The organism is Agromyces intestinalis, from assembly GCF_008365295.1.
Lineage (GTDB): Bacteria > Actinomycetota > Actinomycetes > Actinomycetales > Microbacteriaceae > Agromyces > Agromyces intestinalis.
Genome location: NZ_CP043505.1, coordinates 309,026 through 327,756, shown reverse-complemented (window position 1 = coordinate 327,756; position 18,731 = coordinate 309,026). Strand labels below are relative to the sequence as shown.

20 protein-coding genes and 1 tRNA gene are annotated in these 18,731 nt (G+C 70.0%); 16 read left to right on the top strand and 5 right to left on the bottom strand.

Going from position 1 to position 18,731, the window contains the following annotated elements:
- Positions 1–5: 5 nt before the first annotated feature.
- The 10 genes from FLP10_RS01570 (at position 6) to der (ending at position 9,890) form a co-directional block, all read left to right on the top strand.
- Positions 6–1,721, top strand: coding sequence for a CTP synthase (locus tag FLP10_RS01570; protein ID WP_281286451.1), 1,716 nt, complete (start codon positions 6–8; stop codon positions 1,719–1,721).
- Complete coding sequence (locus FLP10_RS01565; protein WP_149159272.1) at positions 1,702–2,358, top strand: NUDIX domain-containing protein; 657 nt, start codon at positions 1,702–1,704, stop codon at positions 2,356–2,358. The genes FLP10_RS01570 and FLP10_RS01565 overlap by 20 nt, the downstream gene beginning before the upstream one ends.
- Positions 2,355–3,257, top strand: coding sequence for a site-specific tyrosine recombinase XerD (gene xerD, locus FLP10_RS01560; protein WP_246150119.1), 903 nt, complete (start codon positions 2,355–2,357; stop codon positions 3,255–3,257). Before FLP10_RS01565 ends, xerD begins: the two co-directional genes overlap by 4 nt.
- 87 nt (positions 3,258–3,344) lie before the next feature.
- Positions 3,345–4,199, top strand: a complete 855-nt coding sequence (locus tag FLP10_RS01555) for a ParA family protein (RefSeq protein WP_149162021.1) — start codon at positions 3,345–3,347, stop codon at positions 4,197–4,199.
- A complete protein-coding gene (locus FLP10_RS01550) occupies positions 4,183–5,025 on the top strand; it encodes a segregation and condensation protein A (RefSeq protein WP_149159270.1) in 843 nt (280 codons plus the stop codon). Before FLP10_RS01555 ends, FLP10_RS01550 begins: the two co-directional genes overlap by 17 nt.
- On the top strand, positions 5,015–5,710 hold the full coding sequence (scpB, locus tag FLP10_RS01545) for an SMC-Scp complex subunit ScpB (protein ID WP_149159269.1): 696 nt from the start codon (positions 5,015–5,017) through the stop codon (positions 5,708–5,710). The genes FLP10_RS01550 and scpB overlap by 11 nt, the downstream gene beginning before the upstream one ends.
- A complete protein-coding gene (locus FLP10_RS01540) occupies positions 5,694–6,536 on the top strand; it encodes a pseudouridine synthase (protein WP_149159268.1) in 843 nt (280 codons plus the stop codon). The genes scpB and FLP10_RS01540 overlap by 17 nt, the downstream gene beginning before the upstream one ends.
- Positions 6,533–7,621, top strand: a complete 1,089-nt coding sequence (locus FLP10_RS01535; protein WP_149159267.1) for a prephenate dehydrogenase — start codon at positions 6,533–6,535, stop codon at positions 7,619–7,621. The genes FLP10_RS01540 and FLP10_RS01535 overlap by 4 nt, the downstream gene beginning before the upstream one ends.
- A complete protein-coding gene (gene cmk / locus FLP10_RS01530) occupies positions 7,618–8,316 on the top strand; it encodes a (d)CMP kinase (protein ID WP_149159266.1) in 699 nt (232 codons plus the stop codon). Before FLP10_RS01535 ends, cmk begins: the two co-directional genes overlap by 4 nt.
- A 65-nt stretch (positions 8,317–8,381) precedes the next feature.
- Positions 8,382–9,890, top strand: a complete 1,509-nt coding sequence (gene der / locus FLP10_RS01525) for a ribosome biogenesis GTPase Der (RefSeq protein WP_149159265.1) — start codon at positions 8,382–8,384, stop codon at positions 9,888–9,890.
- Positions 9,891–9,978: 88 nt separating this feature from the next.
- On the opposite strand, the gene FLP10_RS01520 is transcribed toward der, so the two are convergent.
- Complete coding sequence (locus FLP10_RS01520) at positions 9,979–11,427, bottom strand: MFS transporter (RefSeq protein WP_149159264.1); 1,449 nt, start codon at positions 11,425–11,427, stop codon at positions 9,979–9,981.
- Positions 11,428–11,530: 103 nt separating this feature from the next.
- Between FLP10_RS01520 and FLP10_RS01515 the strand changes: the two genes are divergently transcribed.
- The 3 genes from FLP10_RS01515 to FLP10_RS01505 are packed head-to-tail and all read left to right on the top strand — an operon-like array spanning position 11,531 to position 13,929.
- A complete protein-coding gene (locus tag FLP10_RS01515) occupies positions 11,531–11,779 on the top strand; it encodes a DUF167 domain-containing protein (protein ID WP_149159263.1) in 249 nt (82 codons plus the stop codon).
- Positions 11,766–12,680 carry a CHAD domain-containing protein gene (locus FLP10_RS01510; protein ID WP_149159262.1) on the top strand — a complete coding sequence of 305 codons (915 nt, stop codon included), beginning with the start codon at positions 11,766–11,768 and terminating at the stop codon, positions 12,678–12,680. Before FLP10_RS01515 ends, FLP10_RS01510 begins: the two co-directional genes overlap by 14 nt.
- A gap of 10 nt (positions 12,681–12,690) precedes the next feature.
- Positions 12,691–13,929, top strand: a complete 1,239-nt coding sequence (locus FLP10_RS01505) for an ATP-grasp fold amidoligase family protein (RefSeq protein WP_149159261.1) — start codon at positions 12,691–12,693, stop codon at positions 13,927–13,929.
- A gap of 95 nt (positions 13,930–14,024) precedes the next feature.
- On the opposite strand, the gene FLP10_RS01500 is transcribed toward FLP10_RS01505, so the two are convergent.
- The gene (locus FLP10_RS01500) at positions 14,025–14,621 is read right to left on the bottom strand and encodes a GNAT family N-acetyltransferase (protein ID WP_149159260.1); all 597 of its coding nucleotides are present in this window, start codon (positions 14,619–14,621) and stop codon (positions 14,025–14,027) included.
- 59 nt (positions 14,622–14,680) lie between these two features.
- Here FLP10_RS01500 and FLP10_RS01495 point away from each other — a divergent pair, with 59 nt between their 5' ends.
- Positions 14,681–15,283 (top strand): hypothetical protein, encoded by a 603-nt coding sequence (locus tag FLP10_RS01495; protein ID WP_149159259.1) that lies wholly within the window; start codon positions 14,681–14,683, stop codon positions 15,281–15,283.
- Between the two features lie 121 nt (positions 15,284–15,404).
- Positions 15,405–15,481: transfer RNA gene (locus tag FLP10_RS01490), tRNA-Pro, on the top strand.
- Between the two features lie 334 nt (positions 15,482–15,815).
- Here the strand turns inward: FLP10_RS01490 and FLP10_RS01485 are convergent.
- Both FLP10_RS01485 and FLP10_RS01480 read right to left on the bottom strand, forming a co-directional pair.
- Positions 15,816–16,838 carry a CE1758 family FMN-dependent luciferase-like monooxygenase gene (locus FLP10_RS01485; RefSeq protein WP_149159258.1) on the bottom strand — a complete coding sequence of 341 codons (1,023 nt, stop codon included), beginning with the start codon at positions 16,836–16,838 and terminating at the stop codon, positions 15,816–15,818.
- Between the two features lie 18 nt (positions 16,839–16,856).
- Positions 16,857–17,231 carry a DoxX family protein gene (locus tag FLP10_RS01480; RefSeq protein WP_149159257.1) on the bottom strand — a complete coding sequence of 125 codons (375 nt, stop codon included), beginning with the start codon at positions 17,229–17,231 and terminating at the stop codon, positions 16,857–16,859.
- Between the two features lie 290 nt (positions 17,232–17,521).
- On the opposite strand from FLP10_RS01480, the gene FLP10_RS01475 reads away from it, so the two are divergent.
- A complete protein-coding gene (locus FLP10_RS01475; RefSeq protein WP_210418454.1) occupies positions 17,522–18,103 on the top strand; it encodes a TetR/AcrR family transcriptional regulator in 582 nt (193 codons plus the stop codon).
- 91 nt (positions 18,104–18,194) lie between these two features.
- On the opposite strand, the gene FLP10_RS01470 is transcribed toward FLP10_RS01475, so the two are convergent.
- Positions 18,195–18,704: a methyltransferase family protein gene (locus tag FLP10_RS01470; protein WP_149159255.1), complete on the bottom strand. Its 510-nt coding sequence runs from the start codon at positions 18,702–18,704 to the stop codon at positions 18,195–18,197.
- Positions 18,705–18,731 lie beyond the last annotated feature (27 nt).

The window sequence follows — 18,731 nt, the reverse complement described above, 5'->3', positions numbered from 1 at the left end:
AGCCCGTGGTGGATGAACGCGGCGCACAGACTTCGAATACTGATCTCTCCGACGACACGACCAAGCACATCTTCGTGACTGGTGGTGTCGTTTCTTCGTTGGGCAAGGGCCTCACGGCGGCCAGCCTCGGCAACCTGCTCACGGCACGCGGGCTCCGCGTCGTCATGCAGAAACTCGACCCGTACCTCAACGTCGACCCCGGCACGATGAACCCGTTCCAGCACGGCGAGGTGTTCGTGACCGACGACGGCGCCGAGACCGACCTCGACATCGGTCACTACGAGCGGTTCCTCGACATCGAGCTGAGCCAGGCCGCGAACGTGACCACCGGGCAGATCTACTCGACCGTGATCGCGAAGGAACGACGTGGCGAGTACCTCGGTGACACGGTGCAGGTCATTCCGCATATCACCGACGAGATCAAGCGGCGCATGCGCCTGCAGGCGTCGGAGTCGCCGAAGCCCGATGTGATCATCACCGAGATCGGCGGCACCGTCGGCGACATCGAGTCGCAGCCGTTCATCGAATCGGCTCGGCAGGTGCGGCACGAGCTCGGTCGTAAGAACGTCTTCTTCGTGCACGTGTCCCTGGTGCCGTTCATGGGCGCGTCGGGCGAGCAGAAGACCAAGCCCACCCAGCACTCGGTCGCGGCCCTGCGCTCGATCGGCATCCAGCCCGACGCGCTCGTGCTGCGCAGCGACCGGCCGGTGACCGAGTCGAACAAGCGCAAGATCGCGCTCATGTGCGACGTCGACGAGGCGGCGGTCGTGAACGCGGTCGACGTGCCGTCGATCTACGACATCCCGACGATGCTGCACGACCAGGGCCTCGACGCGTACCTCATCGACGCGCTCGGACTCGACGAGAAGGCGAACGATGTCGACTGGTCGGGCTGGAGCGAACTGCTGCGCGTCGTGCACGACCCGAAGCACGAGGTCACGATCGGCCTGGTCGGCAAGTACATCGACCTGCCCGATGCGTACCTGTCGGTCACCGAGGCGCTGCGCGCGGGCGGCTTCGCGAACGACGCGAAGGTCAAGGTCGAGTGGATTCCGTCTGACGAGTGCCGTACGCCAGAGGGAGCGCAGAAGCACCTCGCCCACCTCGACGGCATCTGCGTGCCGGGCGGCTTCGGCGTGCGCGGCATCGAGGGCAAGCTCGGCGCGCTGCGCTTCGCACGCGAGAACGGGATCCCCGCGCTCGGACTCTGCCTCGGGCTGCAGTGCATGGTCATCGAGTACTCGCGCAACGTCGCCGGTCTTCCGGGGGCATCCTCGAGCGAGTTCGACCCCGACACCGAGTTCCCGGTCATCGCGACCATGGAGGAGCAGGTCGAGATCATCGCGGGCGGCGACCTGGGCGGAACGATGCGGCTGGGCCTGTACCCGGCTGCGCTGACCGAGGGGTCGCTCGCGGCCGAGCTGTACGGTGCCACCGAGGTCTCCGAGCGCCACCGCCACCGCTACGAGGTCAACAACTCGTACCGCGACCGCATCGCCGAGGCGGGCCTGGTGTTCTCGGGGCTCTCGCCCGATCGCAACCTCGTCGAGTACGTCGAGCTGCCGCGCGACGTCCACCCGTTCTATATCGGCACCCAGGCGCACCCCGAGCTGCGCAGTCGCCCGAACTCCCCGCATCCGCTGTTCCGCGGACTCGTCGGTGCGGCGCTCGAACGGCAGAGCGCGAGCAAGCTGTTCGACGATGACGAGACGAATGCCTGAGGTGGCGCTCGACCTGCTCGCGGACGAGCCGTACCGGGCCCCCGTCGTCACGTCCGACCGCGTCTTCGCGGGCCGGGTCTGGGACGTGCGTCGCGACACCGTCGAATACGGCGGCGCGCAGGTCGTGCGCGACTACGTCGAGCACCCCGGCGCCGTCGGCGTGCTCGCGCTGGACGACCGGGGGCGGGTGCTGCTCATCAAGCAGTACCGGCACCCGATCCGCACCCGCGACTGGGAGATCCCCGCGGGGTTGCTCGACGTCGACGGCGAGTCGCCGCTCGAGGCGGCCAAGCGCGAGCTGGTCGAGGAGGCCGACCTCGAGGCCGATGACTGGGCGGTGCTCGTCGACCTGTTCACCTCGCCCGGGGGCAACGACGAGGCGATCCGCATCTTCCTCGCCCGAGGGGTGCGGCCGACTGCGACCGCGTTCGCGCGCACCGACGAAGAGGCCGACATGGAGGCGCGCTGGGTCGACCTCGACGAATGCGTCGACGCGGTGCTTGCGCGCCGCGTGCAGAACGCGCCGCTCGTGGCCGCCGTGCTCGCCGCCCACGTCGCCCGCGCGCGCGACTGGGAGACGCTCGGCGCCGCCGTTGCGCCGTGGCCGGCGCGGCCGAAGGGCGATCCGACGGCGTGACCGCGGCGGGCATCGAGGAGTACCTCCGGCACCTGGCCATCGAGCGAGGGCTCGCCCGCAACACGCTTGCGGCGTATCGCCGCGATCTGACGATCTACGACGGATGGCTCGAAGCCCGGGGCATCCGCGACCTCGCCGCCGTGACCGACACCGACCTCGGCGCCTTCCAGCGCCACCTCGCCGCCGAGCGGCAGCCGCCGCTGGCGACCAGCTCGATCGCGCGCGTGCTGTCGGCCGTGCGCGGGCTGCACCGGTTCCTCCTCGCCGAGGGCGATGTCGAGACGGATGCCTCGCGCGACGTGCGGCCGCCGAAGCCGCCCCGCCGGCTGCCCAAGGCGATCCCGGTCGAGGACGTCGAGGCGATGCTTGCGGCGACCGAGGGTGACGAACCGCTGCGGCTGCGCGATCGCGCCGTGCTCGAGCTGCTCTACGCGACCGGCGCGCGGGTCTCGGAGCTCACCGCGCTGAACGTCGACGACCTCGTCGACGACGAGGTCGTGCGCCTGTTCGGCAAGGGCGGCAAGCAGCGCATCGTGCCGGTCGGCAGTTACGCCCGAGCGGCGCTCGACGCGTACCTGGTGCGCGCCCGGCCCCTGCTGTCGGCGCTGGGGCGGGCCACGCCTGCGCTGTTCCTCGGCGCGCGCGGCGGGCGGCTCGGCCGGCAGGCGGTGTGGGACCTCGTGTCGGATGCTGCGGAGCGCGCCGGCATCACCGCCGACGTCTCGCCGCACACGCTGCGGCACTCGTTCGCGACGCATCTGCTCGCCGGCGGCGCGGACGTGCGGGTCGTGCAGGAGCTGCTCGGGCATTCATCGGTCGCGACGACCCAGATCTACACCCTCGTCACGGTCGACACACTCCGCGAGATGTACACGCAGGCGCACCCGCGTGCTCGCTAGAATCGACCAAGCAACGAGCCAGGGCATGCCGGCCGACGAGGAGATGAATCGCACGTGATCGAGCAGACACAGGACCCGGCGGACGGCATGGCCTCGCTGGATCCCGAGCTCGGTCCGACCGGTCGACCCCTGCGCGACTTCCCCGAGCCCGCGTCACTGCGCTCGCACGGCCCGGCCCGGGTCATCGCCCTCTGCAACCAGAAGGGCGGCGTCGGCAAGACCACGACGACCATCAACCTCGGCGCGACGCTCGCCGAGTACGGTCGGCGCGTGCTCGCCGTCGACTTCGACCCACAGGGCGCGCTGTCTGCCGGTCTCGGGGTGCAGACCCACGACGTGCCGACCGTCTACGACCTGCTGCTGTCGCGCCAGCTCGACCCGGCCGACGTGATCCAGCACAGCGGCGTGCCCGGTCTCGACGTCATCCCGGCCAACATCGATCTGTCGGCCGCCGAGGTGCACCTCGTCACCGAAGTGGCGCGTGAGCAGATCCTCGCCGGCGTCCTGCGCCGGGTGGCGGGCGACTACGACGTCATCCTCATCGACTGCCAGCCGTCGCTCGGCCTGCTGACGGTGAACGCGCTGACCGCCAGCCACGGCGTCGTGATCCCGCTCGAGTGCGAGTACTTCGCGCTGCGCGGCGTCGCGCTGCTCATCGAGACCATCGACAAGGTGCGCGACCGGCTGAACCCGGCCATCACGCTCGACGGCATCCTCGCGACCATGTACGACGCGCGTACGCTGCACTCGCGCGAGGTGCTCGAGCGGGTCGTCGAGGCGTTCGGCGATCGCGTGCTCGAGACGGTCATCACCCGCACGGTGAAGTTCCCCGACGCGACGGTGGCGGGTACTCCGATCACCGAGTTCGCACCCGAGCACCAGGCGGCGCGGGCGTATCGACAGCTCGCCAGGGAGCTGGTCTTCCGTGGCGCGGTCGCGTGAGCCGGTCGGCGCGACGGTGACGGATGCCCCCGAAGCGGGCGTCGACGGCGGGTTCCGCGTCGCGCTCGCGAACTTCGAGGGCCCGTTCGATCTGCTGCTGTCGCTGATCACGAAGCACGAACTCGATATCACCGAGGTCGCACTGTCGAAGGTGACCGACGAGTTCATCTCATACCTGAAGGGGCTCGACTCGGCCGAGGATCTCGACCGGGCGTCAGAGTTCCTCGTCGTGGCCGCAACGCTGCTCGACCTGAAGGTGGCGGGGTTGCTGCCGCAGGGCGAGCTCGTCGACGCCGAGGACGTGGCACTGCTCGAAGCGCGCGACCTGCTGTTCGCCCGGCTGCTGCAGTACCGGGCGTTCAAGGAGGCATCGCGGTGGTTCGCCGCGCGGCTCGAGGCCGAGTCGCTGCGGCACGCGCGCACTGTGCCGCTCGAGGAACGGTTCCGCGAGCGCGTGCCCGAACTGCGCTGGACCCTCACCCCCGAGGACTTCGCCGCGCTCGCCGTGCTCGCGCTCACTCCGCGCGAGCTGCCCGTCGTCGGCCTCGACCACCTGCACGCACCGCTCGTGTCGATCCGCGAGCAGGCCGCCCACGTCGTCGCCGTGCTGCGGCGGGGCGAGCCGGTGACCTTCCGCCAGCTCATCGCCGGCGTCGACCGGTCGGGCGTCGTGGTCGCCCGTTTCCTGGCCGTGCTCGAGCTCTACCGCCACGCCGCCATCGGGTTCGAGCAGCTCGAACCGCTCGGCGAGCTGACCCTGCGATGGGCCGCCGAGCACTGGTCGGACACGAACCTCGACAGCCTGGGAGCCGACTATGACGACTGATCCAGCCGAAGCGCCCACCGCGCCCCACGCATCGCCCGAGCTCTCGGTGGCGACTCCGCTCGACGTGCCCGGCCAGCCGCGCCTCGACCTCGATCGGGCCCTCGAAGCGCTGCTCTTCGTCGCCGACCGGCCGATCAGCACGGTGGCCCTCGCGGCGGCGGTCGCCCGCCCGGTCGCCGAGATCCGCGCCGCGATCGCTCGGCTCGCCGCCGACTACGACGGGGGCGCGCCATCCGGCGAGCCCCGTACCGACGAGGCGGCCACCGAACAGTCAGGGGAGCGAGGCATCCGACGGGGGTTCGAGTTGCGCGAGGTCGGCGGCGGCTGGCGGTTCTACGTGCGCGACGACTACGACGCCCTCATCGCGGGGTTCGTGATCGAGCAGTCGACCCAGAAGCTCTCGCAGGCCGCGCTCGAGACGCTCGCCGTCGTCGCGTACAAGCAGCCGATCTCGCGGTCGGCGATCGCCGCGATCCGCGCAGTCAACGTCGACTCGGTCGTGCGCACGCTCGCGGGCCGCGCGCTCATCACCGAGGTGGACACCGACCCCGAGACCGGTGCGATCCTCTACGGCACCACCGACCAGCTGCTCGAGCATCTGGGCATCAACTCGCTCGACGAGCTGCCGCCGATCTCGCCGCTGCTCGACGACGGACAGGGAGGCTTCGATGTCGACCGGGCATGACGGCGGGGCATCCGGGCCCGCGTCGAACGAGGGGGAGCGCCTGCAGAAGGTGCTCGCCGCGGCGGGCGTCGCGAGCCGACGGGTGAGCGAGCAGTACATCGTCGAGGGTCGGGTGCGCGTCAACGGCCGGGTCGTCACCGAGCTCGGCTCGCGCGTCCACCCCGAGCACGACCGCGTCGAGGTCGACGGCGTCGCGGTGCAACTCGACACCGCGAAGCGGTACTACATGCTGAACAAGCCGCGCGGGGTCGTCTCGTCGATGCGCGACGAACAGGGCCGGCCCGACCTGCGCCGCTACACCGACGAGCTCGAGGATCGCGTGTACAACGTGGGCCGACTCGACCAGGACACCAGCGGCCTGCTGCTGCTCACCAACGACGGCGAGCTCGCGCACGTGCTCGCGCACCCGTCGTTCGGTGTCGAGAAGACGTACATCGCGAAGGTGCGCGGTCGGGTCGCACCGCAGACCCTGCAGCGACTGAAGCAGGGCATCGAGCTCGAGGACGGCCCGATCGCGATCGATCGCGGCCGCATCCTGCAGTCGCAGGGCGGGTCCCAGGGCCGGTCCCAGGGCCAGCCGCAGGCACGCGGCGAGACCGGCTCGACGATGGTCGAGCTCACCCTGCACTCGGGGCGCAACCGCATCGTGCGCCGCATGATGGCCGAGGTGGGGCACCCCGTGATCGAGCTGGTGCGCCGCCAGTTCGGGCCGCTGCACTTGGGCACCCTGCAGTCGGGCCGCCTGCGCGAGTTGACTAAGGTGGAACTCGGCCAACTGCTCACCCTGTCGCGTGCCGCAGACGGCGGCCGCAAGCGAAAGGACTGAGGTTGGTCGAGTCACGACTCACCGGGCCGGTGCGCGTCGTCGGTGTCGGCCTGCTCGGCACCAGCGTCGCGCTCGGGCTGCGTCAGCGCGGCGTCGACGTGATCCTGGCGGATGCCTCGCCCACGCACGTGGCGATCGCGGTCGACCTCGGCGCCGGCCGCGCGGCCGCCCCGGGCGACGCACCCGAGCTCATCGTGGTCGCCGTGCCGCCCGACGTCACGGCGCAGGTCGTGGCATCCGAGCTCGCCGCCTTCCCCGATGCGATCGTGACGGACGTCGCGAGCGTGAAGGCCGGCATCCTGCAGGAGCTTCGCGACCAGGGCGCGGATGTCACGCGCTACCTCGGCTCGCACCCGCTGGCCGGTCGTGAACGCGGCGGGCCGCTCGCCGGCCGCGCCGACCTGTTCCAGGGGCGCCCGTGGGTCGTCGCCGCGCACGACGACATCAGCTACCGGCGGGCGAGCGCGGTCGACGACCTCATCCTCGACCTCGGCGGCACGCTCGTCGAGATGACGCCCGAGCAGCACGACCGCGGTGTCGCGCTCATCTCGCACGTGCCGCAGGTGGTGTCGAGCCTCATGGCCCGCCGGTTCATCGACGCGCCGAGCGACGCACTGGGGCTCGCGGGTCAAGGCGTGCGCGACGTGACGCGCGTCGCCGCGAGCGACCCCGACCTGTGGGTGCAGATCCTCGGTGCGAACGCGGGATCCGTGCGCGACATCCTGGTGGCCTACCGCGACGACCTCGACCGCTTCATCGACGCGCTCGCCGATCCGGCTGCGCCCGGCGCGCGCCGGCGCGTCGCCGAAGAGCTCGCCGGCGGCAATGCCGGCGTCTCGCGACTGCCGGGCAAGCACGGCACCGACAAGCGGTTCGCGACGCTGACCGTCATGGTCGACGATCGCCCGGGCCAGCTCGCACGACTGCTCGCCGAGATCGGCGAGATCGGTGTGAACCTCGAAGACCTCCGGCTCGAACACGCGCAGGGCCGCCAGGTCGGTCTCGCCGAGATCGCCGTGCTTCCCGAGGCGGTCGACCGCCTCTCGACCGAGCTGGCCGCGCGCGGCTGGCGGATCGCAGGATGACCACCGTGACCCACGCCCTCGTGTACCCGATCGTCGTCGCGATCGACGGCCCCGCCGGCAGCGGCAAGTCGAGCGTCTCGAAGGCCGTCGCCCGCGAGCTCGGCTACGGGTTCCTCGACACCGGCGCGGCGTACCGCGCGCTCGCCTGGCACGCCGAGGCGTCGGGTGTCGACACCGACGATGCGGCATCGGTCATCGGATGCCTCGAGAGCTTCGACTACCGCATCGGCACCGACCCCGCCGGCTACGGCGTGCACGTCGGCGAGACCGACGTGACGACCGCGATCCGCGAGCCGCACATCTCGGGCATTGTCAGCCGGGTCGCCCGCGTGCCCGAGGTTCGCACGCACCTGATCGAGCTGTTCCGCGCGATCATGGCCGCAGAGGCCCGGCCCGGCATCGTCGTCGAGGGCCGCGACATCACGACGGTCGTCGCGCCCGACGCACCGGTGCGAGTGCTGCTCACCGCCTCGGAAGAGGTGCGGATGGCACGGCGCTCCGCCGAACTCGCCGATGTGCCCGCCGAGGCGACCGCCGAGCAGCTGCGGGCCCGCGACCGGGCCGACTCGAAGGTCGTCGACTTCATGACCGCAGCTGACGGGGTCGTCACCGTCGACTCGACCGAATTGGACTTCGACCAGACCGTGGACGCGGTCATCGCCGTCATCAGAGGTTCCCAGCCGGTCACTGGTTGAATAGACCGGGGGCCAGCGTGCATCGGCGGTTCGCCGTGCCCGCCCCGATGACTTGAGGAGAGACCATGACCGACCGCGACGACGAGTACGCAGGCCACGACGACGACCTCGCCGAGCGCCTCGCTGACGTCGACGAGGAGCTCGCCGACCAGCGTGCCGTCGCCCTGCGCTCAGGGCTCGAGGAGTACGAGCTCGACGACGAAGACCTCGAACTGCTCGAGCACGGCGAAGAGGATGAAGACGGCGTGCGCTACCTGCCCGCGCTGCCGGTCATCGCGATCGTCGGCCGGCCGAACGTCGGCAAGTCGGCGCTCGTCAACCGCATCATCGGCCGCCGCGAGGCGGTCGTCGAGGACGTCCCCGGCGTGACCCGCGACCGGGTGTCGTACAAGGGCGAGTGGCTCGACCGTCGATTCACGATCGTCGACACCGGCGGCTGGGAGCCCGACGCGAAGGGCATCGACGCATCGGTCGCGGCGCAGGCCGAGGTCGCGATCGACCTCGCGGACGTCGTGATGTTCGTGGTCGACGCGAACGTCGGCGCGACCTCGACCGACGAGCACGTCGTGCGCCTGCTGCGCAAGGCGAACAAGCCCGTCTTCCTGGTGGCGAACAAGGTCGACGACGCCAGGCAGGAGCCCGAGGCCGCCGCGCTCTGGAACCTCGGCCTCGGCGAGCCGTACCCCGTTTCAGCGCTGCACGGCCGCGGCGTGGCCGACCTGCTCGACCAGGTCTTCACGGTGCTGCCCGAGATCTCGGCGGTCGCCAAACAGGAAGTCGGGGGGCCGCGGCGCGTCGCGATCCTCGGCCGGCCGAACGTCGGCAAGAGCTCGCTGCTGAACAAGGCCGCACGCGAAGAGCGTGTGGTCGTGAACGACCTCGCCGGCACCACTCGCGATCCGGTCGACGAGCAGATCGAGCTCGGCGGCAAGGTGTGGCGGTTCGTGGACACCGCCGGAATCCGGCGCCGGGTGCATCTGCAGCAGGGTGCCGACTTCTACGCGTCGCTGCGCACGCAGGCGGCCCTCGAGAAGGCCGAGGTCGCGGTCGTGCTGCTGGATGTCTCGCAGCCGATCAGCGAGCAGGACGTGCGCATCATCGACCTGGTGCTCGAGTCGGGCCGTGCACTCGTGCTCGCCTACAACAAGTGGGACCTGCTCGACGACGACCGCCGCCGATACCTCGAACGCGAGATCGAGCAGGACCTGCACCACGTCGCATGGGCGCCCCGGGTGAACATCTCGGCCAAGACCGGCCGCCATCTCGAGAAGCTCGTGCCCGCGTTGGAGACCGCGCTCGAGTCGTGGGACACCCGCATCCCGACCGGCAAGTTCAACGCGTTCCTCACCGAGCTCACCCAAGAGCACCCGCACCCGGTGCGCGGCGGCAAGCAGCCCCGCATCCTGTTCGGTACGCAGGCCTCGACCCGGCCGCCGACGTTCGTGCTCTTCACGACCGGGTTCCTCGACCCGGGCTACCGCCGGTTCATCCAGCGGCGCCTGCGCGAGATCTACGGCTTCGAGGGCTCGCCGATCGTCGTGAACATGCGGGTGCGCGAGCGGCGGCAGCGCTAGTCAGGGCACGCGGGCGGCGGTCAGGTCCGCGCGGCCAGATCCGCGCCGCTCGGGGGTCTTGGGATGGGTCGCGCCCACCCCGAGTCACTCAGGCTGCGGCCTCGACCGCGGGCGTCGGTTCGAGGTGCTCGACGCGCACCTTGGGCATCGCGAGCGTGGCGAGCAGCATGAGCACCGCGGTCGCCGCGACCCCGATGAACACCGCCTCCGTCGCGTTGACCACGGCGGCGGGGTTCTGCGCACCGCCGGGGGTGTCGAGCAGGAACGCGTTCGCGATCGCGCCGAACACTGCGACGCCCACGGCGCTGCCTGCTGACCGCGAGAACGCGTTCAGCCCGGTCACGACGCCTCGTTCGTGCCATCCGACCGATGACTGCGCCGCGATCAGGCTCGGTGCGGCCACCCAGCCGAGCCCGAAGCCCATGACGAACGCGACCCCCGCGACCGACCACGGATTCGGGTACGGGGCGATCGCGATCAGCCCGAGCGAGCCGACGACCACGATCGTCGCCCCGATGAGCACGGTCGCTCGGAACCCGAATCGCAGGTACATCCGGCCCGCCTGGGACGCGGCGAGCGGCCAGCCGAGCGTGAGCGCGGCGACCGCGACGCCCGCGACGAGCGGAACGACTCGGATCGACCCCTCGAGGTAGGTGGGCACGTACGACGTGATGCCGATCATCACCGCACCGACGCCCACGCCGATGAGCGTCGTCGTCGAGATGAGCCGCCGGCCGAACAGCGAAAGGTCGAGCACCGGTTCGGCGGCGCGCCGCTCGACGAGGGCGAACGCGACGAGCGCGGCCGCGCCGAGGCCGAACGCCGCGACCGTCTGCCACGACGCCCACGGCCAAGCGTGCCCACCTTCGAGCAGGGCCAGGATCACCGACGTCAATCCCACCGTGAGCAGCACCGCACCGGCGACGTCGATGCGGTGCCGGCGGCGCTCGACCCGCTCGTGGTAGTTGCGCAGGAGCATCGCGCCCGCGATCAGGCACAGCGGGACGTTCACGAAGAAGATCCACCGCCAGGAGGCGAACTGGCTGAACACGCCGCCGAGCGCCGGACCCACCACCGACGAGATCGCCCACACGCTCGCGATGTACCCCTGCACCTTCGCCCGCTCGGCGACGGTGTACACGTCGCCCACGATGGTCATCGCCATCGGCGCCACTGCGCCGGCGCCGAGCCCCTGCACCGCGCGGAACGCGATCAGCGCCGGCATGCTCCATGCGAAGCCGCACAGGATGGAACCGAGCAGGAACAGCCCGACTCCGATCAGGATCACCGGCTTGCGCCCGATGGTGTCGGCGAGCTTCGAGTAGATCGGCACCGACACCGACTGCGCGAGCAGGTACACCGAGAACAGCCATGGGAACTGCTCGAACGACCCCAGGTCCTTCACCACACTCGGCACCGCCGTGGCCAGGATCGTCGCGTCGATCGCGATGAGCCCCGTCGAGAGCATGAGGGCGATGAGGATCGGCCCACGCTCGGAACGGAATCCGACGGCGGAGGCTGTTGCGGGTGAGGCCATACTGAACCCAAGTCGGTGATGCGGGGCGGGTATTCCGCCTTCATGGGAATCGGCCGTCGCCGGCCGTCGTCGGCGGGCCCGACTCGGGCGATACCCTCGCAGCATGGAGGTCACCGTGCGCGTGAAGCCCGGCAGTCGCCGCGGCCCGCTCGTCGAGGCGGCAATCGATGACCCCGCTGCGTCGCTCATCGTGCACGTGCGCGAGCGGGCGGTCGACGGCGCGGCGAACCGCGGGGTCATCGAGGCGGTCGCGGCGCACTTCGGCGTGCCGCGCCGACGGGTCGAGATCGTGCGCGGCGAGACCGCGCGCATCAAGCGCATCAGGGTGGAGGGCACGGATGTCACGGGCTGACCGGCACGGAACGGATGACGCGACCGCCGGTCGCGCGATCGTCGAGGTGCTGACGCGGTACGCCCACGAACTGCCGGGGCTGCTGCGCTCGGCAACTGCTGACGAGCCCGACGCGGTGCACCAGGCGCGCATTCTCGTGCGCCGCGCTCGCAGCGTGCTCGGTGCCGGCAAGCGGTGCTTCGAGGCGGGTGCCGCCGACGGCGTGCGCGACCTGCTCGAAGGGCTCGGCGACGAGCTCGGCGCCGTGCGCGACCTCGAGGTGCGTATCCGCCACGCCGAGGAGCACGTGGGCGTCGGCGCCGATGAGACCGTGGTCGATCGGCTGATCGTCTCGGAGCGGGCCAGGTACCGCGCCGCGCACGAACGCCTGACGATAGCGGTCGACGCGGCCGGGCCGGTGCACGACGCGCTGCGGGCGTTCGTCGATGCGCCGCCGATGTCGGCTCGCGGTGAGCGTGCCGCCGCCGACGGACTCGCCGCCGTGCTGCGCCACGAGCTTCGACGCGTGCGCCGAGCCGAGCGGCGCGCCGTCGGCGACCTCGAGTCGCTGCACCGCCTGCGCCGAACCGCGCGCCGGCTGCGCTACGTCGCCGAGGCATTCACCGAGTCGCCGGTGCCGGTCTTCGGCGACGAGTCGGGTGTCGCGGAACTCGCCGAGGCGGCGAAAGCCGTGCAGGATACGCTGGGCGACCACCGTGACGCCGTGCTGTTCGCACTGCAGGTGCGGGACGCCCAGGAGGCCGCTCGCGCCTCCGACGAGCCCACGGGGGAGTACGGGCGCATCGCGGCCGACGCCTTCGCTGCTGCGCACTCGCAACTGGAGGGGCTGTCAGCCGGGCTCGCCGAGCTCTGGGCGGTCGCGGGTTCAGGCCGGTCGGCTCCATCAGGCTCACCCGGCTAGGGTTCCCCTCATGAGCTTCTATCTCGAGCTGATTCGGGCCCGCTTCAATCAGCGCAACGACGTCAGCGTCGACCCTGTCCCCTGGGCGCTCGACGACAAGGAGACCGCCTACACGCACGCGTCCAACCGCAACTATCGGACGCCGCGACGGGTACGCACCGCGACGGCGGAGGAAGCGTTGGCTGCTGGCAATGCGATGGGCAACCGATTCGTCGTGAAGCAGCCGAACCGGCACTCTACGATGGGCGTCTACGTGCTCGAGCGGATCGCGGACGGACGCTACCTCGATCTCTTCAGTCTCGAAGAGAAGACAGACGCCGACATCCGCGCCGTCGGCATGGCACCTGAGTACTGGCTCGCCGAGGAGTGTCTCGACTCCGGCCTGGTTGGGAAGCCGATTCCCCTCGACTACAAGGTCTATGCGTTCCGCGGCATGATCACGCACATCGTACAGATCGACCGGAATGTCTACCCGCCTCGAGTGGCGGTGTTCGACGGCTCCTTCATCCCGCTCGAGCCCGGGAAGGACTACACGACGGACCCTGCGCGGTGGCTGCTGGAGGGGCATGTCTATCCCCGGCACGCGGGCGCGATTCTGCAGATGGCGTCGCACCTCTCGCTGAGCCTGCAGACGAGGTTCGTCCGCGTCGACTGCTATGACACCCCTGAGGGCCCGGTGTTCGGGGAGTTCACCTTCGCGTCCGGCCCCGATGACGTCGGCATGCTCAGGTACAGCGCTCGCATCCTGGACGCACTCGACCGCGCAATGAACGGCGAATCGATTCCGCCGCTGTCGGGCTTCGGCGCCTCGGCGCCCCGAGGCACGTCCTTAGCGGGACCCGAGCGAGTCCTCGCCCTGCTCGGAGCCGGGGCGATCGACAAGGACACGAGATACGGTGTGTCCGTTGCTCGATACGTTCAGCCCACGTTCGGTCAAGACTCGGTGCGACTCGCACTCGCTCTGATCGGCTACCTCAACGGTGACCGCTCACGTGCATACACGATTCAGAACATTCTCCGGGGCGACCGATTCTCTCGGGAACGGCTGTCGGAGTTCGTTGAGGCCGCGCTCGACTTCCACGACGCCCGGGCATCGAGTGGGAATCCATGGCATGCAGCTCGAGCCGCAGAGATCCGATTGCTCGATGGCCAGGCTGGTGCGTTGGAGAGTCTGCAGGCGCTCGCGGAAGCCGGATCGGTGCAGGCCCAGCGCGTGTTGCAGGCTCATTCGGCGCGCTCTTCGGCCTGAACCCTGCGCAGGCCGCGCTCTCTCGTTTCGAGCTGATCCAGGGCAATTCGCGGCAGGTAGGCTCGCGCTCGGGGCGGTCGCGGGTTCAAGCCCCGTTACTCGCCCAGTCGACGCTGCATGACGACGCGAGTCGGAGTCGGGCGCGCGACCTCGTCGAATCCGGCGGCGATGAACATCGAGACCGTGCCCACGAACAGCTCGGCTGCCGACGCTCTCGACTTCGTGGACGGATCGACGGCGTACCCCTCGACGATGCGGGCGCCGTGAGCTTCGGCGTGCTCGGCAGCAGCCCGCGCGAGCGCTCCGGCGATTCCCCGCCGACGATGTGCGCGGGGAACGACGAAGCACGTCAGGGCCCACACGCCCTCGTCGCCGAGATCGGGATGGGCGCTGCCGTCGGCGACGATGCGGCTGGTGCGCAGCCGGGGCAGCCGTGACCGGGGCTCGATCGCCACCCAGCCGACCGGTGCGTCGCCGTCGTAGGCGATGAGACCGGGGTCGGTCGAGGCATCCGCCACCTGGTCGGCGAGCCGAGCGCGCAGCTCGGGAACCGACTCGCGCCAGTCGGAGCCGGGGATCTTGAACCACTGGCACCAGCACGTCGCCGGATCGCCTCGCGTGCCGAACACGGCTTCGACATCGGCGAAGGGCACGGTATGGGCGGGGACGATGCGGAACTCGGCGTCGGCCATGCCGCCACGCTAGTCGCGGCATCCGACACCGCGCGTGGATTCTGGAGATCTCCAGAATCGTGCCGGAACTGCGCATCTACGAGAGCATCGCGCGTCTGGTGGTACGGCGGCCCGCGGTCGAGACCGGAGGTTCCGGATTCTCGTACCACCGCCCCGTGCTGACCGTGCTCGTCGTCTTCATCGTGCTGTCGGCGGTCGAGATCCCGTTCATCGACCTGATCGTGCACCGATGGCCGGCGGTGCGCATCGGATTCCTCGTGCTCGGCATCTGGGGGCTGACCTGGATGGTGGGGTTCCTCGCGGCGTTCCTCGTGCGGCCGCACGCCGTCGGGCCGACCGGGATCCGGGTGCGCAGCGGGCTCGAGATCGATGTGCCGCTCGGCTGGGACGAGATCGCCTCGGTCGCCGTCGACCACCGCGTCGACGAGCCGAAGTCGCCGCGGTTCGTGGGCGGCGACGACGGCTCGGATGCCACGCGCACGCTCGTGCTGCGCATGCAGGATGCGACGAACGTCGAGATCGTGCTCGAGCGTCCGACCGCCGTGACGCTGCCCGGCCGGGCGCCGCGCGGTGGCACGCAGGTCGTCGGTGCGGTGCAGTTCTGGACCGACGACCCCCGAGGGCTGCTCGCAGCGGTGCGGCCGTACCTTATGGAGGAGTGAAGGGCGGGAACGTGCGCTTCCGCTTGTCGAGGAGCGCGGGAAGCGCGGGCCTCAGCGTGGTCAAGGTCAGCTCTCGGATGCCGCTATGATGGACGAGTTGCCTCCGAGCACTCGGAGGCATCGGGATGTGGCGCAGCTTGGTAGCGCACCTGACTGGGGGTCAGGGGGTCGCAGGTTCAAATCCTGTCATCCCGACCATGTGATGTGTCAGGACCTCGTTGACAGATTCCCCCTCCTTCGGGAGGGGGTTTCGTCGTTTCTGGGGTTGGTCGATGCGGTCGGTGTTGATGGTGTGTTCGGCGAGGATTTCGCCGGTGTGTCGAGTCGTGACCGGGTCCCGATTCGCTGGCGCCATCGCTCATCGTCGAGCCTGTGGACCATGTCCCGACACATCACCGATGGAATCGATGTCCCGACGCATCCGTCAACGATCTCCTGAAACCACACACGGTCAACCCGACGTAGAAACCCTGGCGAGAAGAGATTTCTCGCCAGGGCTTCGTCAGTGTATCGGGGCAGCGACCCTTGTCTCTCACGCGGCGCCGTCGAGCTCTCGTCGCAGCACCGGCAGCACCTCGCTGCCGACGAGGTCGATGACCTCGTGGATCTTCGACTCGGGGATGCCGCCGTAGTCGAAGCCGAACAGCACACGGCGCAGCGGACCGAAGTGGCCTGGGAAGCTCAGCACCTTCTCGACGACCTGGGCCGGGCTGCCGACGGTGAGGCCGGTCTGCGCGACTTCTTCCTCGAGCGAGCGACCCGATCGGGCGTGGATCGGGTGCGCGTCGAAATACGGGCGATACTCGTCGAGTGCGTCTTGGGAGTTGGGACGCACCCAGACCCCGCCTCCGGCGCCGACGATCGCGTCGCCGGGGCCGCCATGTCCATGGGCGGCGAATCGCTGGCGGTAGAGATCCACCGAGCGGGCGTAGTGCTGCATCGGCGCGAAGTTGTTGTTGACGAAGAACCCGTCGCCGTACCGGGCCGCCTGCTCCGCGATCTCGGGGCTGCTGATGGATCCGTGCCAGACGAACGGGGCGACGCCGTCGAGGGGCCGGGGCACCGAGGTGAACTGCCTCAGCGGGGTGCGGTAGCGGCCCGACCAGTCGAGGTTCTCCTCTCGCCACAGCCGGCGAAGCAGCGCGTAGTGCTCGAACGTGAGGCCGAGGCTGTCTTCGGCGTCGTATCCGAACCAGGGGTACACCATGGGGGTGTTGCCGCGCCCGAGCATCAGGTCGACCCGGCCGTCCGAGAGGTGTTGCAGGGTCGCGAAGTCCTCGGCGATCTTCACCGGATCGTTGGTGGTGATGAGCGTGGTGCCGGTCGACAGCGTGATGCGGGTCGTGCGCGCGGCGATGTAGGCGAGCAGCGTCGAGTCGGAGCTGGAGATGTACGGCGGGTTGTGATGCTCGCCGATCGCGAACACGTCGAAGCCGGCCTCTTCGGCATGCACGGCGATGCGGGTGAGCGCATGGATGCGCTCATGCTCGGACACGAGGTCGCCGCTGACCGGATCGCGGGTGACATCTCCGATGCTCAATGTCCCGAACTCCATCTTCACACCTCCCGTGATTCAGGCGAGTGCGACCGTGCGGGCGATCGCGACGAACAGCGGGGCTGCCACCAGCAGCAGCACGAACGGCAGTCCGGCGAACTCACGGCGGCGGATATGGACACCGGCGGCCCCGACCAGGAGCGCCGCGAGGGCGTATCCAGCGATGGGGGTGAGCACCGGCAGAACGCTCAGCGCCCACGGCAGCACGAGGCCGAGAGCTCCGGCGACTTCGGCGAGTCCGATGAGCTTGATCGCCGGCTGACTGAAGTCTCTCGCCCACCCCATATTGGGATTCTCGAGAATCCTCGCCTTCGACCGGGCGAGCTTGCTCGCCCCGGCTCCGCCGAGCAGGAGGGCGACCAGCCCCGTGACGATCCATACAGCGATTTCCACTGATTGCTCCTTTCCTTGGTGTTGCGTGCATACGTGGGTTCGTGAGGGTGATCGGAACGATCAGCAGGTTCAGCACTTGAGGCGGCCGTTCTGCCCGTAGGCCTCGTGCGCCCGCGCGTTCTCCGACGGGAGGCTGTGCTCGCGCACGCGCCGCCGCGCAGCCCGGGCGGCGGCGATCTCCTTCATCTCACGGCTTCATAAGCGGACTGTACCCCGCTTGCATCTGGAACGTTACCCCGGTTATGCTCGGTGTGCAAGTCGGCAGTTCACCGCACTTGCAGGAGGCGCCCATGAGCACTGAGCGAGCCGACGCGGCGCGGAACCGCGCGGTGCTGATCGCCACAGCGCGGGAGATGCTGGCCGAACTGGGCGCCGACAAGATCACGATGGACGCGCTTGCTGAGCGCTCGGGGCTCGGGAAGGGCACCGTGTTCCGGCGATTCGGCACCCGATCGGGCATCTTCATGGCCCTGTTGAGCGATGGCGAGCGAGCCTTTCAGAAGCGTGTGCTCGCCGGCCCTCCGCCGCTCGGGCCCGGGGCCGAGCCGCTGGACCGACTCATCGCGTTCGGGCAGGAACGTCTCCGGTTCCTGACGGAGAACCGCGAGATCGCGCGCGCAGCGCTGGACGGACGCACAGCCGTGCCGTTCGGCCCGCCCGCCCTGATGACTCAGAGGCACCTCCGGATGCTGCTCGACCAGCTGGGGGTCGATGCCGCCGACGTCGAGATCCTCGCGATGCAACTCACCGCGGCTCTGGATGTGCCGCTGCTGCTCTACACCGCGCCGGAGGCCGGCGACCATCCCGACGAGACCTTCGAGGAGCGACTCGCGCGGGGGTGGAAGGACCTCGTCAGTCGGCTGTCCCCGTAATCCGGCGCGGCCGGGTGCCGACCGATCGCACCACGCATGTCCCTGACGAAAGGCCGCATGGCGCGCAGGCCCCGCGGCGTGCCGCCCAGGGTCAGGCTCGCCACGGCGTGAGCCGCGGCCACCAGCCGGGCACATTGCGCCGGTACGCGTCGTACTGCTCGCCGAAGGTGCGCTCGAGCGTCGGCTCCTCGTATCCCTTCACGAACGTCACGACGGCGGCGAGCACGACGGCCGCGTAGCCCACGAGCCACCAGCTGCCGAACAGCAGTGCCTGGCCGAGGATGATCGCCAGCACCGCCAGGTACATCGGATTGCGCACGTAGCGATACACGCCGGTCACGACGAGCGTCTCGGTCGGGGCGACCGGGGCCGGGGTGCCACGGTGCACGGCGAACAGCGCGAAGGCATACAGCAGGAAGGCGACGCCCGCACCGATCGCCAGCCCGGCGAGCGGCACCACGACCCAGGCCGCGCCGCCCCAGTCGTGCCACCGCCAGCCCGAGATGAGCCAGGGGACGACCCCGGCCACCGTGCCGGGCGCGAGCAGGAGGAACACGAGCGTCCCGATCCACGCTCGTGCGCCCGCTGCTGCGCCGGCCATGCGCGACAGGGTAGCCGATTCCCGACC

Bases quoted from the DNA above. Each gene is read 5' to 3' on its own strand.
- FLP10_RS01565 (WP_149159272.1), top strand. From the start codon at position 1,702: ATGACGAGACGAATGCCTGAGGTGGCGCTCGACCTGCTCGCGGACGAG.
- FLP10_RS01555 (WP_149162021.1), top strand. From the start codon at position 3,345: ATGGCCTCGCTGGATCCCGAGCTCGGTCCGACCGGTCGACCCCTGCGC.
- scpB (WP_149159269.1), top strand. From the start codon at position 5,015: ATGACGACTGATCCAGCCGAAGCGCCCACCGCGCCCCACGCATCGCCC.
- FLP10_RS01540 (WP_149159268.1), top strand. From the start codon at position 5,694: ATGTCGACCGGGCATGACGGCGGGGCATCCGGGCCCGCGTCGAACGAG.
- cmk (WP_149159266.1), top strand. From the start codon at position 7,618: ATGACCACCGTGACCCACGCCCTCGTGTACCCGATCGTCGTCGCGATC.
- der (WP_149159265.1), top strand. From the start codon at position 8,382: ATGACCGACCGCGACGACGAGTACGCAGGCCACGACGACGACCTCGCC.
- FLP10_RS01520 (WP_149159264.1), bottom strand. From the start codon at position 11,427: ATGGCCTCACCCGCAACAGCCTCCGCCGTCGGATTCCGTTCCGAGCGT.
- FLP10_RS01515 (WP_149159263.1), top strand. From the start codon at position 11,531: ATGGAGGTCACCGTGCGCGTGAAGCCCGGCAGTCGCCGCGGCCCGCTC.
- FLP10_RS01510 (WP_149159262.1), top strand. From the start codon at position 11,766: ATGTCACGGGCTGACCGGCACGGAACGGATGACGCGACCGCCGGTCGC.
- FLP10_RS01505 (WP_149159261.1), top strand. From the start codon at position 12,691: ATGAGCTTCTATCTCGAGCTGATTCGGGCCCGCTTCAATCAGCGCAAC.
- FLP10_RS01500 (WP_149159260.1), bottom strand. From the start codon at position 14,621: ATGGCCGACGCCGAGTTCCGCATCGTCCCCGCCCATACCGTGCCCTTC.
- FLP10_RS01485 (WP_149159258.1), bottom strand. From the start codon at position 16,838: ATGGAGTTCGGGACATTGAGCATCGGAGATGTCACCCGCGATCCGGTC.
- FLP10_RS01475 (WP_210418454.1), top strand. From the start codon at position 17,522: ATGAGCACTGAGCGAGCCGACGCGGCGCGGAACCGCGCGGTGCTGATC.
- FLP10_RS01470 (WP_149159255.1), bottom strand. From the start codon at position 18,704: ATGGCCGGCGCAGCAGCGGGCGCACGAGCGTGGATCGGGACGCTCGTG.